This window comes from Synechococcus sp. CS-1329 (genome assembly GCF_025128055.1).
Taxonomy (GTDB): domain Bacteria; phylum Cyanobacteriota; class Cyanobacteriia; order PCC-6307; family Cyanobiaceae; genus Regnicoccus_A.
Window position 1 is genome coordinate 16,194 of sequence record NZ_JAHLYS010000025.1, and the last position, 14,101, is coordinate 30,294.

General features: G+C 69.9%; 11 protein-coding genes. 9 read left to right on the forward strand and 2 right to left on the reverse strand.

The annotated features are described in order from the left end of the window. Window positions 1-31: 31 nt before the first annotated feature. A complete protein-coding gene (locus KQ304_RS04975) occupies window positions 32-916 on the reverse strand; it encodes an ROK family protein (protein WP_259736011.1) in 885 nt (294 codons plus the stop codon). Window positions 917-933: 17 nt separating this feature from the next. Further along, a complete protein-coding gene (locus tag KQ304_RS04980; RefSeq protein ID WP_259736012.1) occupies window positions 934-5,502 on the reverse strand; it encodes a translocation/assembly module TamB domain-containing protein in 4,569 nt (1,522 codons plus the stop codon). A gap of 68 nt (window positions 5,503-5,570) precedes the next feature. Here KQ304_RS04980 and KQ304_RS04985 point away from each other — a divergent pair, with 68 nt between their 5' ends. From KQ304_RS04985 to petE, 9 genes are all read left to right on the forward strand, one after another. Next, complete coding sequence (locus KQ304_RS04985; RefSeq protein ID WP_259736013.1) at window positions 5,571-6,038, forward strand: Ycf51 family protein; 468 nt, start codon at window positions 5,571-5,573, stop codon at window positions 6,036-6,038. A 3-nt stretch (window positions 6,039-6,041) separates the two neighbouring features. After that, window positions 6,042-6,431 carry a DUF4332 domain-containing protein gene (locus KQ304_RS04990; protein ID WP_259736014.1) on the forward strand — a complete coding sequence of 130 codons (390 nt, stop codon included), beginning with the start codon at window positions 6,042-6,044 and terminating at the stop codon, window positions 6,429-6,431. A 68-nt stretch (window positions 6,432-6,499) separates the two neighbouring features. Beyond that, the gene (locus KQ304_RS04995) at window positions 6,500-6,823 is read left to right on the forward strand and encodes a hypothetical protein (RefSeq protein WP_399228465.1); all 324 of its coding nucleotides are present in this window, start codon (window positions 6,500-6,502) and stop codon (window positions 6,821-6,823) included. A 36-nt stretch (window positions 6,824-6,859) separates the two neighbouring features. Next, a complete protein-coding gene (locus KQ304_RS05000; protein WP_259736015.1) occupies window positions 6,860-8,404 on the forward strand; it encodes a CocE/NonD family hydrolase in 1,545 nt (514 codons plus the stop codon). Window positions 8,405-8,428: 24 nt separating this feature from the next. Then, a complete protein-coding gene (locus KQ304_RS05005) occupies window positions 8,429-9,145 on the forward strand; it encodes a DUF3887 domain-containing protein (RefSeq protein ID WP_259736016.1) in 717 nt (238 codons plus the stop codon). 61 nt (window positions 9,146-9,206) lie between these two features. Further along, window positions 9,207-11,516: a 1,4-alpha-glucan branching protein GlgB gene (gene glgB / locus KQ304_RS05010; protein WP_259736017.1), complete on the forward strand. Its 2,310-nt coding sequence runs from the start codon at window positions 9,207-9,209 to the stop codon at window positions 11,514-11,516. A 26-nt stretch (window positions 11,517-11,542) separates the two neighbouring features. Beyond that, the gene (hemE, locus tag KQ304_RS05015) at window positions 11,543-12,601 is read left to right on the forward strand and encodes a uroporphyrinogen decarboxylase (RefSeq protein ID WP_259736018.1); all 1,059 of its coding nucleotides are present in this window, start codon (window positions 11,543-11,545) and stop codon (window positions 12,599-12,601) included. Next, window positions 12,598-13,608, forward strand: coding sequence for an NAD(P)-dependent oxidoreductase (locus tag KQ304_RS05020; RefSeq protein ID WP_259736019.1), 1,011 nt, complete (start codon window positions 12,598-12,600; stop codon window positions 13,606-13,608). Before hemE ends, KQ304_RS05020 begins: the two co-directional genes overlap by 4 nt. A 52-nt stretch (window positions 13,609-13,660) precedes the next feature. Then, window positions 13,661-14,038 (forward strand): plastocyanin, encoded by a 378-nt coding sequence (gene petE, locus KQ304_RS05025; protein WP_259736020.1) that lies wholly within the window; start codon window positions 13,661-13,663, stop codon window positions 14,036-14,038. Window positions 14,039-14,101 lie beyond the last annotated feature (63 nt).

Sequence of the window (14,101 nt, forward strand, 5' to 3'; positions counted from 1 at the left end):
GATCCATCATTCCAGCCGCAGCGGCGGCGCCTCAGGTGGGGAACGCCTCCAGGGCCAGCCGCACCGCCCCCAGCCGACCGGCACCGTTGCCGAGGGCGCAGCGGCGGATCTCCAGGCCCTGGCGGCTCACCGGCAGCACCCGCTCCTCCACCTCGCGCCACACCGCCGGCAGCACGTGATCACTGGCGGCACTGAGGCCACCGCCGAGCAGCACCAGCTCCGGTGTGAGCACATAGAGCAGCGAACTCAGGCCGATCCCCAACCAGCGGCCGTAGCGCTCCCACACCGCCAGGGCCTCGCCATCGCCGCCGTCAGCGCGGCGGCAGAGCTCCACGGGATCCAGCGGGCTGAGGCGCCCCAGCCCCGTGATGCTGCAGAACTGCTCGAGCGAGCCCCGGTTGCCGCTGTGGCAGGGCGGCCCCTCGGGGTCCACGCAGATCAGACCGGGCTCCATCGCCGCCCCGTCGCGGCCGCTGAACAGCTGGCCCCCCAGCAGGGCCGCGCCGCCCACACCCGTGCCCAGGGTGAGCAGCAGCACGTCGGAGCGGCCACGGGCGGCCCCCAGCCAGGCCTCCCCCAGCAGAGCGCAGTTGGCATCGTTGGCCAGGATCACCCGCCGCCCCAGCTGGGGCTCCAGCCAGGCGGCCAGGGGCACGTCGTGCCAGCCGGGCAGGTTGATCGACACCCGCGCCACCCGGCCGCTGCGGTCCATCGGTCCGGGCAGACCGATCCCCACCCGATCGGCCCTGCCTTCGGGATCCACCGCCGTGATCGCCTCCACCAGCGCCGTGCTCACCGCTCCGGGCAGGGCCGGACGGGGGGTGGGGCACTCCAGTTCGGCCAGGCAGGCACCGCTGCCATCGAAGCGACCCAGCTTGATGGCGGTGCCACCCAGATCCACACCGATCAGTTCCATGGTTGGGCGGGGTCTCCTCAGAAGCGGAAGAACAACTGCAGCTGGCCTTGCCAGCGCCCTTCGGTGTCGAAGGACCCCTGCAGGCCCAGGGTGTCACTGGCCTGATAGCGCAGGGTGAGCTGGGGGGGAATGTCGGTGCGGTTCGGTGCCGCCAGCACCGAGAAATTGAAGCGCTCGGTGAGGTCGAGACCCAGTTCCGTGCCCAGCACCAGCTGGGCCGGCGCCCGGCGTGAGTCCTGCCGGGAGCCCGAGGCGTTGTCTCCCACTTCGTTGACCGCGGGTGAGACGAAGGTGGGAAAGATCGAGAAGCTCACCCGCTGGCCGAAGGCATTGGTGAGGGTTCCCAGCAGGGGTGAGAGCAGTGACTGGCCGAAGACCGTGGCCAGGGCCGTCGTGGCGTTGCCACCGCTGAGGCCGGCGAGGGAATTGCCACCGATCAGCGCCACCAGCCGATCTTCGGGCAGGGGCGGTGAGCTGCGGATCGTCAGCGATTCAGCGATCCGGTCGGCTGGTCCGCCCACCGTCACCACCACCTTGACCAGGTTGAGCTGATCCAGCGGGGTGTAGCCGCCGCGCAGGTCGATGTCGTTGACCGCCTCCCGGCCACGGCCCACCTGCAGCGAGTCGGAGACCCGGGTGCGCATGGCGATGTCGACATAGGGGATCAGACCCAGGCTCGGAGTGAACACCGCCACGTTGGGGGCGTCGGGATCGAGGGTGAAATTGGTGGTGAACAGGCTCAGGCGGCCGCTGAGCAGGCGCACCACCCCGCTGGCACTGAGGCTGGGGTCGATGGGGCCATTGAGGGTGAGGGTGCCGCCCGTGCTGAAGCTGGCCACCGGTGGCACCACCACCTGCAGATCGGGACCGAGGTTGAGGCGCAGGTTGTTCAGGCGCAGCAGGGCCACCCGTGGGATCGCATCGCGCAGGGCCAGGGCCGTGTCGCTCTCCACCTCCGGCCCCAGCAGCACCAGGGGCTTCTCGAAGTTCCACGATTCCTCCGCGAAGCGTCGGGCCGGCTTGGCTTTGAGGACTCCGTTCTCATCCTCCTGGGCCAGGCTGCCGGGCTGGCCGTTGATCGTGCCCTTGCTCAGACGCAGTTCACCGCTGAGCAGGGGCCGCAGCAGGCTGCCGCCCAGGCTGAGGCTGCCATCGGTGAGGGCGTTGAGGCGGTCGGCGCTGATGCGCGCCGACTTGATCGCCAGGCTGAGGGGCTGGCGCTGGGGAATGTCGCGGAAGAGGCCGAGGCCGCCGCTGCCCTCCAGTTCCCCCTGGCTGCCCACGCGCGCCTTGAACTCCTGCACCAGCAGCTCCTCGAAATCGAAGAGGACGGTGGCCTGGAGGTCCTTGATCTCCTGACCGGCCACCACCAGTTCGCTGTCGCGGAAGCGGAGGAAGCCGTTGGCCAGGGGTTGGAGCAGGCTGCCGCGCATCAGCAGTTCCAGGTCGGCGCTGCCTTGGCGCCACTGGAGTCCGCGTCCCACCAGGGTGCTGATGAAGCGCAGGCCATCGCCGCGGCTGGAGAGTCGCAGCCTCAACCCCTCTTCGCTGGGATCGAGGGGAATGCTGCCACTGAGATCGACGCGGCTGTCGGCCCCTTCGCTGCTGAGGGACGCCGAGAGGGCCAGGGCTTCCCCCTCCAGGCTCACCGTGGTGTCTTCGAGGCGCAGCGGAATGCCGTTCAAGCTGGCGTCGCTGAGGCTCAAGCTGGTGCGTAACGAACGCTCGCGGCCGGCTGAGGCCAGCTGGTACGTGCCCTCCAGGTTGAGCCCCCCCCGCAGGCTGCTGGGTACCGGCGTGGCCAGGGCCAGCAGGGCCAGGGGAAGGTTCTCGAGACTGAAGCGCCCCTTCCCGCCGCGGATCGGCCCCTCCAGCCGCACCTGGAACGGCTCCAGCCCCAGGGCCTCGTCCCGGTCGGCGGCGCGCAGCCAGAGGTGGCCCTTGGCACCCAGATCCAGGTTGAGCCGCTCCAGATCGGGCCCCGCCAGGCTGATGTCGAGATCCACCAGACCGCCCAGATCCGCCAGCGGCACCCGGGATCCGGCGGTGGTGGGGGGGCGGAATTCCGCCAGCCGTGCCTGGGCCAGGCGCAGGGCCTGGAGCTGGCCATCGATGGTGCCGCCGAGGGTGTCGATCACGAGGGTGCCCAGGTCGCTGGCCCGGCCCTTAGGCGGGGGAGTGTCGCCCTGCCAGATCGCCAGCGCCTGGGCCAGGTCCTGGAACAGTTGCAGGGGCAGATCCCGCCCCTGCAGGCGGCTGCGCAGGCGCCCCCGGGGGCGGCCATCGGCGCTGAGGGCCACGCTGCCTCCCACCAGGGGGGTGAACTCGCCCTTGACGCGGAACTGGCCGGCGCTGTAGCGGCCGGAGGCGACGAGCCGCTCGCCGCGCAGCCCCAGCAGCAAGGGCCGCTCCAGCGCCAGGCTGCCCTGCATCGCCAGCGGTTGCAGGGCGAGGATTCCCTTGCCGCTCAGCAGCCCATCGAGGGCCCTGGGACTGGGGGTTCCCCCAAGGGCCAGCCGCAGGCCCGCCAGGGGGAAACGGCTGGCCTGCCAGTTGTAGCGGCGGGCATCGCCGTTCAGGCTCAGGAGCCCGCCCTGGCGGCGCAGCTCCACCTGGGTGGGCAGCCAGGAGCCGTTGAGGCGGGCCTTGAGGCGGCCCGGCTGGGCCGGCGCCAAGGCCGCCAGGTTCAGATCACCGCCGCCACCGGGGCGGGCCATGAGCGTTCCCTCCCAGCTCTCCAGCAGCTGCAGCGGACCGCCACCGGGCTGCCGCACCAGCAGCCTGAGGTCGGGGCGCAGGGCCGAGAGGGGTCCATGCAGGCGACCCCTGGCGCTCAGTTGCCCCTGGAGCGTGCTGCCCACCAGGGGGCCGAGCCGTTCCAGGGCGTAGGGCCTGAGGTTCAGGTTCAGGCCCAGATCGCCCACCACCACCCCGCGCCGTCGCTGCCAGCGCAGGGGAAGGCTGCCATCGGCGCTGAGCTCCGGACTCTCGAAGCGCAGCAGCCTCAGCTGGTCGTCGGACCAGGCCAGATCGGCGCTGGCGGCCCCCAGCAGCAGGGTGTCCTGCAGCCGCAGCCCGGAGGGGGCCGTCAAACGTGCCTCCAGGCGGCCGAGGGGACCAGCGCGGCCGGGGCTGGGTCCCGCACTGGCCTGGAGGGTGAGCAGGGTGCTCCCCTGCCGCTGGAGCGTGGCGCTGAGGGTGGGACGGTTCACGGTTCCAGCCCATTGCAGCCCACCCTCCAGCCAGGCGTCTTGACCCAGCAGCGCCTGGGCGGTGGCGCCGGCCGGCTGCCAGAGGGAGGGATGCAGGCGCAGCTGCTGGCTGCGCACATCGAGGCGGGGCCACACCTGACCCTGGGCTGTGAGTTCAGAGCGGCCGGAGCGCAGGCGCAGGCTTTCGAGCCGCAGCTGCAGGCTCTGGCGCCAGTCGGCCCGCAGGCGGGCGTTGAGCTTGAGCGGCTGGGGGCTGGTGGGCGTGCCCTTGCCCAGGGGGATGTGGCCATCGAGCGCCAGCAGGGGCTGCTGCCAGGGTCCGTTGATCCCCAGCCCCAGCCGGTCGCCGCGCTGGGGGTCACGGGCCGTGAGGCGCAGGTCGAAGCGACTGCCGGGCACCAGGGAGCCCGCCACCGTTCCGCGCCAGTTCGCCATCTGCCAGGGGTCTCCCTCCAGCTGGATCTGCTGCCCGCGGCAGCCAACGGTCAGGCGCCTGGCCTGGAGCGGCGCCGGCAGCAGGGGATCCTTCAGCTCCAGCTGCCCCAGGCGCAGGGAGCCACGGCAACTGGTGCTGCCGGAGCTGCGGCTGAGCTCGAGGCGGCCATCGGCGCTTCCCTTCAGCGACTGCTGGCGGGGGGGATTGGTGCGGGGAACCAGGGACAGCAGGGGGGCCAGTTCCCAGCGGCGCAGGTCGAGGCCCAGCTGCAGGGCGCCGCTGCCCCAGTTGGCCGAGCCCCGCACCAGGGCCCGGCCGTTGCTGGCGCCGGCCGTGGCCTGGGCCCGGGGCCTGGCGGTGGCGCGCCAGTCGACACGGCGCTGGTGCAGCCTCACCCCCGCCCGGCCCTGCACCTTCAGCTCCAGGGGGGTGGAGCCCAGCTGCAGGCGCGCGGGCTGATCGAGCAGCAGGTTGAGGGTCAGCCGTGGCGGCGGCTTGTCGCCCGCCGGCCCGAACACCCAGAGCTGCCCCTCGGCGTTGGGCACCAGACCCAGGCGAACCCCCCTGGGCCGCAGGTCCACCACCAGGGCCCGCTCGGCCAGGCTGGCCAGGGGGTCGAGGCTGATGCCGACCCCATCAAGACTCAGGTTGGAGCGGTCAGCTGGGCCGCTCAGCACCTTGCTGGGGCCGATGCTCAGCCCCCAGGGCCTCAGACCCTCATAGGGCCCGAGCTCAACGGGGTGGCCCAGCCCGCGGGCCACCAGCAGCTGCAGGCGCGGCCGCCAGCTGTCGTAGGCCCAGCGGGCCAGGTGATCGGACCCCCACCAGGCGCCCACCAGCCCTGCTGTGGCGCTCCCGGTGAGGGCGGCGACCAGCAGCAGGGAATGGCGGCGGCTCCGGGAGTGGGGTCCCGTTTCAGGCGAAGACGGGGACCCCATTGGCTCGTCGCTGCCACCGCCTGAGGTCGCCGCAATATAAAGGTGTTTCCGCCTGCGCCCTGGCCGCCATGCCCGTCGATCCGCTGTTGCTCACCGCCGGCCTCTGGCTCGGAGCCGCCAGCGGCATCCTGGCGGCGCTGATGGTGGCCGGCTTCGTCAAGGGCTGGGGCTTCCGCTTCCGCCTGGTGGGGGTCACCAGTTTCACGGCCCTGCTCTCGCTCTCCTGCCTGGCCTTCGCCATCAGCTACAGCCCCCGCATCCAGGTGGAGGGAGCGGTGAGCGTGCCGGTGGTGTTCGACAACGGCACCAGCCTGGTGGTGGCCGCCGCCAGCGCTGAGATTTCGCCTGAGGCCTACGCCCCCACGGTGGAGCAGCTGGCCCTCAATCTGCACGCCAGCGGCCGCAGCAGCAGTGATGGCCTGGTGCATGTGCGCCTGCGCCGGGTGGAGACGGCCGGCACGGGCGTGAGCCGGCCGGTGGTGCTGGCGGAGGCCACCCGCAGCCTCAGCGGCGGGGCTGTGCAGGTGCTGCGCTGAGCCATGCTCGTCCTTCCCCCCCACTTCAGCGCTGAGCAGAGCCAGTTGAGCCAGGCGGGCCTCAAGGACTGGCCCTCGCTGGCGGCCCAGAGCGACCTGGCCCTGCGTCGCCTGGCCCGCTGCGGCGCCTCGGAGCAGCGGCTGATCAAGCTTCGTGGCCAGGCCCGACTGATCAGTGAGCTGGGCCTGGCTCCTGAGCAGGCGGCCCTGCTGTTGTATGCGGGCATCGCCAGCTCCGCCGGGCTGGCCGAAGCGTCGCCGCAGCAGCTGCTGCGCCAGCTGGGCCGGCTGCAGCGCTCCCTCACCGGATCGGCGGTGGCCACGCCCGACGCCACCCAGGTGCGCGCCTGGATCGCCACGGCCCGGCGGGCCACCGGTCGCCCACCAAACTGACCAGGGCTGCTCCAACCGGTCCGGAGGACACCCTCAAATGGAGGGATCCCCCCTGCGGTGGACGATCCTTGCCTGTTCTCTCCCTGTCCTGTCAACCACGCCCTCGTCGGCCCCTGCTGGCCCGCTTCGCCGTGGCGGCGGCGGTGCTCCTCGGCGTGGCGTTGCCCCTGACGCCGCTGGAGGCCGCCTCACCGCTGCTGGAGTCTGTGAAGCAGAACCCCCAGCTGGCCAAGCGGATCTGCAACGACCTGCGCGAACTCAACGGCCGCGGCGTCAGCTCCAATTCCCCAGCGGCGATCGCCATGGTGTCCCAGAGTCAGGGCCTGTCCCCCACCGACGCCGAGATCCTCACCACCTACGTGGTGGGTCTTCACTGCCCTGACGTGCGCTGAGTCGTCCCGCTGGACACCGAGGCCCTTGAAGATTGGATGCCCTGCCCCGACGGGGTGCGGCTGGCCACCAGGATCTGGAAGCCCACGGGGCCCGGGCGCTGGCCGCTGCTGCTGATGCGCCAGCCCTACGGCCGCGCCATCGCCTCCACCGTCACCTATGCCCATCCGCGCTGGTACGCCAGCCACGGCTACGCGGTGGCGGTGCAGGACGTGCGGGGCCGCGGCGACTCCGGCGGCGAGTTCGCCGGCTTTGCCCAGGAGGCCGGCGATGGCGCCGTGGCCATGGCCTGGGTGCGCAGCCTTCCTTATGCCAACGGCCGTGTGGGCACCTATGGCTTCTCCTATCAGGGGCTGACCCAGCTGCTGCTGAACCCCGGCAGCCCGCTGCCCGATGCCCTGGCTCCGGCCATGGCCGGCCTTGATGAGCGGCTGCACTGGGCCAGCGAGGGGGGCGCCCACTGGTGGGCCCTGGGCCTGGGCTGGGCGCTGCAGCTGGCGGCTGAAACCCGGCGCCGCGCCGGTGATGAGCAGGGCTGGTTTCGCCTGCGTCAGAGCCTGGAGGGGGGCACGTTTCTGCGCGATGGCCCGGCGCTGCTGGAGCAGCACGATCCCGGCGGGATGGGGCTGGGCTGGCTGAGGCTGGATCCCGCCCGCCCGGCTGGCTGGAGGTGCCATCAGCCAGCAGAAGGGCTGATGCGTCAGCCGATGCTGCTGGTGGGCGGCTGGCACGACCCCCACCTGGGCGGAGTGCTGGACCTGCGCGCCCGTGCCCTGGCCGCCGGCGCTGACCCCTGGCTGCGCGTCGGGGCCTGGAGCCACCTGAACTGGGCTGGGGGCCTCGATCGCCTGCAGCTGGCCTTCTTTGATCGGCACCTGCGCGACCGGGGCGATCTCGATGGCCATCCCCGCGAGGCCCTGGCTGATCTGGGCACCGGCCTCTGGGGGGGCTGGCCGGCTGAGCCGGCTGGAGCGAGCCGCTGGGCCTTGCGCAGCAACGGACTGGCGGCGATTGATGCCGGCGAGGGCCGCCTGCTGCCGGATGGTGAGGGCGGCGGTGTGGTCTGGCTGGTGCACGACCCCTGGCGGCCCGCCCCCGGCCGCGGCGGCCATCTGGGCCTGGATGCCGGCCTGGTGGATCGCACCGATCTCGACGCCCGCAGCGATGTGGCCTGCTTCACCAGCGCGCCCCTGGCCGCACCGCTGCAGCTGGCGGGGCGGCCGGTCCTGGAGCTGGAGATCAGCTGTGACCAGGACGGCTTCGACCTCTGCGGTGCCCTCTCGGTGATCCGCCAGGGCAGGGCCTGGCAGCTGAGCACGGGTGTGGTCCGCGCCCTGGGCCACCACTGCCGCCGGCGCCAGCGGCGGCGCCTGAGCCTGCAGCCCCTGGTGGCGAGCCTGGCCGCCGGCGAGCAGCTGCGCCTGTCGCTGGCGGCGGCGGCCTGGCCCCAGGTGAGTGTCAATCCCGGCCACGGCGAGGCGCCCCTGGCCGCTGTGGGCTCCAGCCACCGGGTGATCACCCTGGACCTGCAGCTGGCTGAGGCCTGCCTCAGGTTGGAGCCGCTTGATTCTCGGGCAGACTGACCCCATACCCATGCCCGCATCTCCGTGAACCTGCGTGTCCCCCTGCTGGCGATCGCCCTGGCCTGCGGGCTGCAGGGAGGCCAGGCGCAGGCCACCTCCGCGCTGCAGCCCGCCGAGGCCCGAGCGGCCGGGATGGTGCTGCTGGAGGCCCTCAAGCGTCAGGACAGCCAGGCCGTGTTCGATCGCCTTGCCCCCGATCTGCAGAGGCTGACCACGGTGGAGCGCGTGCGGGAGCGTCTGCAGAAGCAGGGGCCGATCCTCGGCAGCCGCATCACGGAGGTCTCCACGGGGGTGGATGACAGCACGGTGGAGGCCGATCTGAGGGGCCCGAGCGGCAATCGGCCGCTGGTGCTCGTGCTCGATGGCCGCGGCCGCGTGCTCGGTTGGGAGCTGGATCAGCAGGACACACCGATCAGGCAGATTGCCACCACCTTCATCACCGCCATCAGCGAGGGCCGGGTGGTGCAGGCCCGCAGCCTGCTCCATCGGAATCTCCAGGCCGAGATCAGCCCCCAGGACCTGCTCAACCGCTGGAAGGATCTCGAGAAATTCACCGGTACCTTCCAGCGCCTGCGCGGCACCGTGGTGGCCAGTGAAGGCGGCCCTCAGCAGCTGGTGCTCGTCACCACCCAGTTCCGGAGGGTCACCGACAACCTGTTCGTGATCTTTGATCCCGAGGGTCACATCATCGGCGTTGATTTCCCTGAGGATCCGGCCCGGCCCGGCACCCCGCTGCCCTGATCAAGCCCCTCGATGAGCTGGAAGGGCGGGCCTAAGCTCCCGTTCCGACCGCCGATGCTCGATGCCCTCCACCAGCCTCGAATGGATGGTCCAAGACGGCCAGAGGCTTCAGGACTGCCGGCATGATCATCCCTTCGCCGTGCTGGGCCCCCAGCCCCATGGCGATGGCTGGGTGGTGCGGGCCTGGCTGCCCGAAGCCAGTCAGGTGGACCTGCTGCTCGACGGCCGCGCCCTGCCGATGGCCACTCCTCACCATCCCTGGGTGTTTGAGGTTGAGCTGAGCGAAGATCCCGGTCAGCGCTACGAATACCACGTGCAGCGGGGGGGGATCGAGCACCGCCAGCACGACCCCTGGGCCTTCCGTGAGGAGTGGATGGGCGAGCTCGATCGCCATCTCTTCGCCGAGGGCAATCACCATCACATCTGGCGCCGGCTGGGCGCCCATCCCTGTGAGCGCGATGGTGTCGCCGGCGTGCAGTTCGCCCTCTGGGCCCCGAATGCCCGCAGCGTGGCTTTGCTGGGTGAATGCAACAACTGGGATGGCCGCCACCACCCGATGCAGCTGCGCATCGGCGGCATCTGGGAACTGTTCGTGCCCGGCCTCAGGCCCGGAGCTCTCTACAAATACGAAGTGCGCTCTCCCGAGGGCCACTGCTATCAGAAGGCAGATCCCTACGGCTTCCAGCACGAAGTGCGCCCCCAGCAGGGATCGGTGGTCTCCCAGCTGGGTCAGTACCACTGGGGTGATCAGGCCTGGCTGGCCGAGCGCGACGGCCGCAACCCCCTCGATCAGCCGATTTCGGTGTACGAGCTGCACCTGGGCAGCTGGATGCATGGCCCGGCCGATCAGCCCTACATCGAGGCCGATGGCAGCCCGCGCCCGCCGGTGGCGGCCGCTGATCTCAAGCCCGGCGCCCGCCTGCTCACCTACCCCGAGCTGGCCGATCGGCTGATCCCCTACGTGAAGGAGCGGGGCTTCACGCATCTGGAGCTGATGCCGATCGCCGAGCATCCCTTCGATGGCTCCTGGGGGTATCAGGTGACGGGCTTCTACGCCCCCACCAGCCGCTTCGGCCCGCCGGATGAATTCCGGGCCTTCGTGGATCGCTGCCACGCCGAAGGCCTGGGGGTGATCCTCGACTGGGTGCCCGGCCACTTCCCCAAGGACAGCCACGGCCTGGCCTTCTTCGATGGCTGCCACCTCTATGAGCACGCCGATCCGCGCATCGGTGAGCACAAGGAGTGGGGCACACTTATTTTCAATTACAGCCGCAATGAGGTGCGCAACTTCCTTGTGGCCAACTTGGTGTATTGGTTTGAGGAGTTCCACATCGATGGCATCCGCGTGGATGCGGTGGCCTCGATGCTCTACCGCGACTATCTGCGCCCCACCGGCGAATGGTTGCCCAACGAGGAGGGCGGCCGCGAAAACCTCGAGGCGGTGCGCTTCCTGCAGCAGGCCAACACGGTGCTGTTCCACCACTTCCCTGGTGCCCTCTCGATCGCCGAGGAATCCACCACCTGGCCGCTGGTGACCAAGCCCACCGAGATGGGTGGCCTTGGCTTCAACCTCAAGTGGAACATGGGCTGGATGCACGACATGCTCGATTACTTCGAGCTGGATCCCTGGTTCCGCCAGTTCCACCAGAACAACGTCAGCTTCTCGATCATGTATCACTACACCGAGAACTTCATGCTGGCGCTCAGTCATGATGAGGTGGTGCATGGCAAGAGTCATCTGCTGCACAAGATGCCCGGCGACGACTGGCAGAAGTTCGCCAATGTGCGCGCCCTGCTGGCCTACATGTGGACCCACCCGGGCAAGAAGACCATCTTCATGGGCATGGAGTTCGCTCAGCGCAGCGAATGGAACGTCTGGGGTGATCTGCAGTGGGATCTGCTGGAGTTCGAGGCCCATCAGGGTCTGCTCAACCTGGTGGACGACCTCAACCGCTACTACCGCGAGGAGCCGGCCCTGTGGAGAGATGATTTCGACCACTACGGCTTCCAGTGGATCGACTGCAGTGACAACCGCCAGTCGGTGATCAGCTTCATGCGCCGCGAGAGCCAGACGGGCTCCTGGGTGGTGGTGGTGGCCAACTTCACTCCCCAGAGCCACTCGCACTACCGAGTGGGGGTGCCGATGGAGGGCTTCTACGCCGAAACCTTCAACACCGACAGCAGCCGCTACGGCGGCAGCAACCTCGGCAACATGGGTGGCAAATTCAGTGAGGAGCAGGCGGTCCATGGCTACGGCCAGTCGCTGGAGCTCTGCCTGCCGCCCCTGAGCGTGCTGGTGCTGCGGCGCGATCCGGAGCGCAGCCAGACCCTCTGTGACGAAGCCATCGGATCAGGTGGTGCCGTCGGGTAGGTTCGCCCCTGGCATTCCCTGACCCCATGGCCGAACCTCTCCCCCTGCTGCTGCGCGCCGCCCGAGGTGAGCAGGTGGAGCGGCCACCGGTGTGGATGATGCGCCAGGCCGGGCGTTACATGAAGGTCTACCGCGACCTGCGTGATCGTCACCCCGGCTTCCGCGAGCGCTCGGAGCAGCCCGATCTCTCCTATGAGATCTCGATGCAGCCCTACCGGGCCTTCCAGCCCGATGGCGTGATCCTCTTCTCCGACATCCTCACGCCGCTGCCGGGCATGGGGATCGATTTCGACATCATCGAGAGCAAGGGTCCGATCATCGACCCGCCGATCCGCAGCCTGGCGCAGGTGGAGGCGCTGAGGCCCCTGGATCCGGCCGCCTCGCTGCCCTTCGTCGGTGAGGTGCTGGGCCGGCTGCGCCAGAGCGTGGGCAACGAGGCGGCCGTGCTCGGTTTCGTCGGTGCCCCCTGGACCCTGGCGGCCTACGCGGTGGAGGGCAAGAGCAGCAAGAACTACGCCGTGATCAAGGCGATGGCGTTCCAGGAGCCGGCGCTGCTGCATCAGCTGCTGGGTCTGCTGGCGGATTCGATTGCCGCCTATGTCTGCTATCAGATCGAGAGCGGCGCCCAGGTGGTGCAGCTGTTTGATTCCTGGGCCGGTCAGCTCAGCCCGATCGACTACGACGTGTTCGCCGCTCCGTATCAGAAACGGGTGGTGGATCAGGTCAAGGCGAAGCACCCCGACACCCCCCTGATTCTCTATATCTCCGGGAGCGCCGGTGTGCTGGAGCGGATGGCCACCACGGGCGTGGATTTCATCTCGCTCGACTGGACCGTGGACATGGCCGATGGCTGTGCCCGCCTGCCCGAGCACCTGGGGGTGCAGGGCAATGTGGATCCCGGTCTGCTGTTCGGCACGCCCGAGGCCATCCGTGCCCGCATCGTTGACACCGTGCGCAAGGCCCGCGGCCGCCGCCACATTCTCAACCTCGGCCACGGCATCCTTCCCGGCACGCCTGAGGAGAACGCCCGGGTGTTCTTCGAGGCCGGCAAGTCGGTGAACGAGCTGCTGGAGGCAGCCGTTTGAGCGGCGCCAGCGGGCCCGCCCGAATCCTGATCACCGGAGCCAGTGGCTGTGTGGGTCAGGCCATCGCCGAGCAGTTGCTGGCCCATTCCGACGCCGAGCTGCTGCTCTGGCTGCGGGATCCCTCCAAGCTCACGGCCGTGCCCAGGCAGCATCCGCGCCTCACCCTGCTGGTGGGTGATCTGCGCGATCAGGAACCCCACGCCGCCGCCATCGCCACGGCCACGCGGGTGATTCACACCGCCACCGCCTGGGGGGATCCCGAGCGGGCCCAGCAGGTGAATGTGGTGGCCGTGAAGGAGCTGCTGGGCCGCCTCGACCCCGAGCGGCTGGAGCAGATCATCTACTTCTCCACCGCCAGCATCCTCGATCGCCAGCTGCAGCTGCTGCCGGAAGCGGAGGCCTACGGCACCGAGTACATTCAGACCAAGGCCCTCTGCCTGCAGCAGCTGGAGCGCCATGCGCTGGCCGCAAAGATCGTGGCTGTTTTCCCCACGCTGGTGTTCGGTGGCTCGGTGGGCCCAGGCGATCCGCACCCCACCAGCTATCTCACCGCCGGTCTCAAGGAGGGGGTGCGCTGGCTGTGGCTGGCCAAGTGGCTGCGGGCCGAGGCCAGTTTCCACTTCATCCACGCCGCCGACATCGCCCTGGTCTGCGCCCACCTGGCCCTGAACCCCCACCAGCCCAATCCGGAGCCGAACCAGGGTCCGTTGCGCCGGCTGGTGCTGGGGCAGCCCGCCGTCACGGTCGATGACACCGTGAGCCGGCTCTGCCGCTGGCGCCGCAGCTGGCGACCGCCCCTGGGCCTGGCCCTCAACGGCTGGTGGATCGAGGCCCTGATCCGGGTGCTGCCGATCGAGGTGAACGCCTGGGATCGCTTCAGCATCCGCCAGCGCCATTTCATCCACGACCCGGTGAGCCCGCCGGAGCGCTTTGATCTGGTCAGCTATGCCCCCACTCTTGAGGCGGTGTTCGAGCAGGCGGGGCTGCCCCGGCGCGGAGCTATCTAAGAGCGTCCTACACTGCAGGGAGTGTTAGGAAAACCAGATGCTTCAAGCTTTGATGACCTCGGCAGCGCGCCTGCTGCGCTCCGTGGCCGCCTCCGCTCTGCTGGGGGCCCTGCTGGTGCTGGTGAGCGTCAGCGCGGTGCAGCCCGCCGAGGCCGCCACCGTTGAGGTGAAGCTCGGCACCGACGCCGGCATGCTGGCCTTTGAGCCCAGTGTGGTCACCATCAGCAAGGGCGACACGGTCCACTTCGTGAACAACAAGCTGGCCCCCCACAACGCCGTCTTCGATGGCCATGAGGAACTCAGCCACAGCGCCCTGGCCTTTGCGCCCGGCGAGAGCTGGGATCAGACCTTCGAGCAGGCCGGCAACTTCGACTACTGGTGTGAGCCCCACCGCGGCGCCGGCATGGTCGGCAAGGTGATCGTCGAGTGAAGCCCGCCTGGGCCCAGTGACGACATTGTTTCGATCCGCTCCCGCCGCCGGCTCCCATCCGGC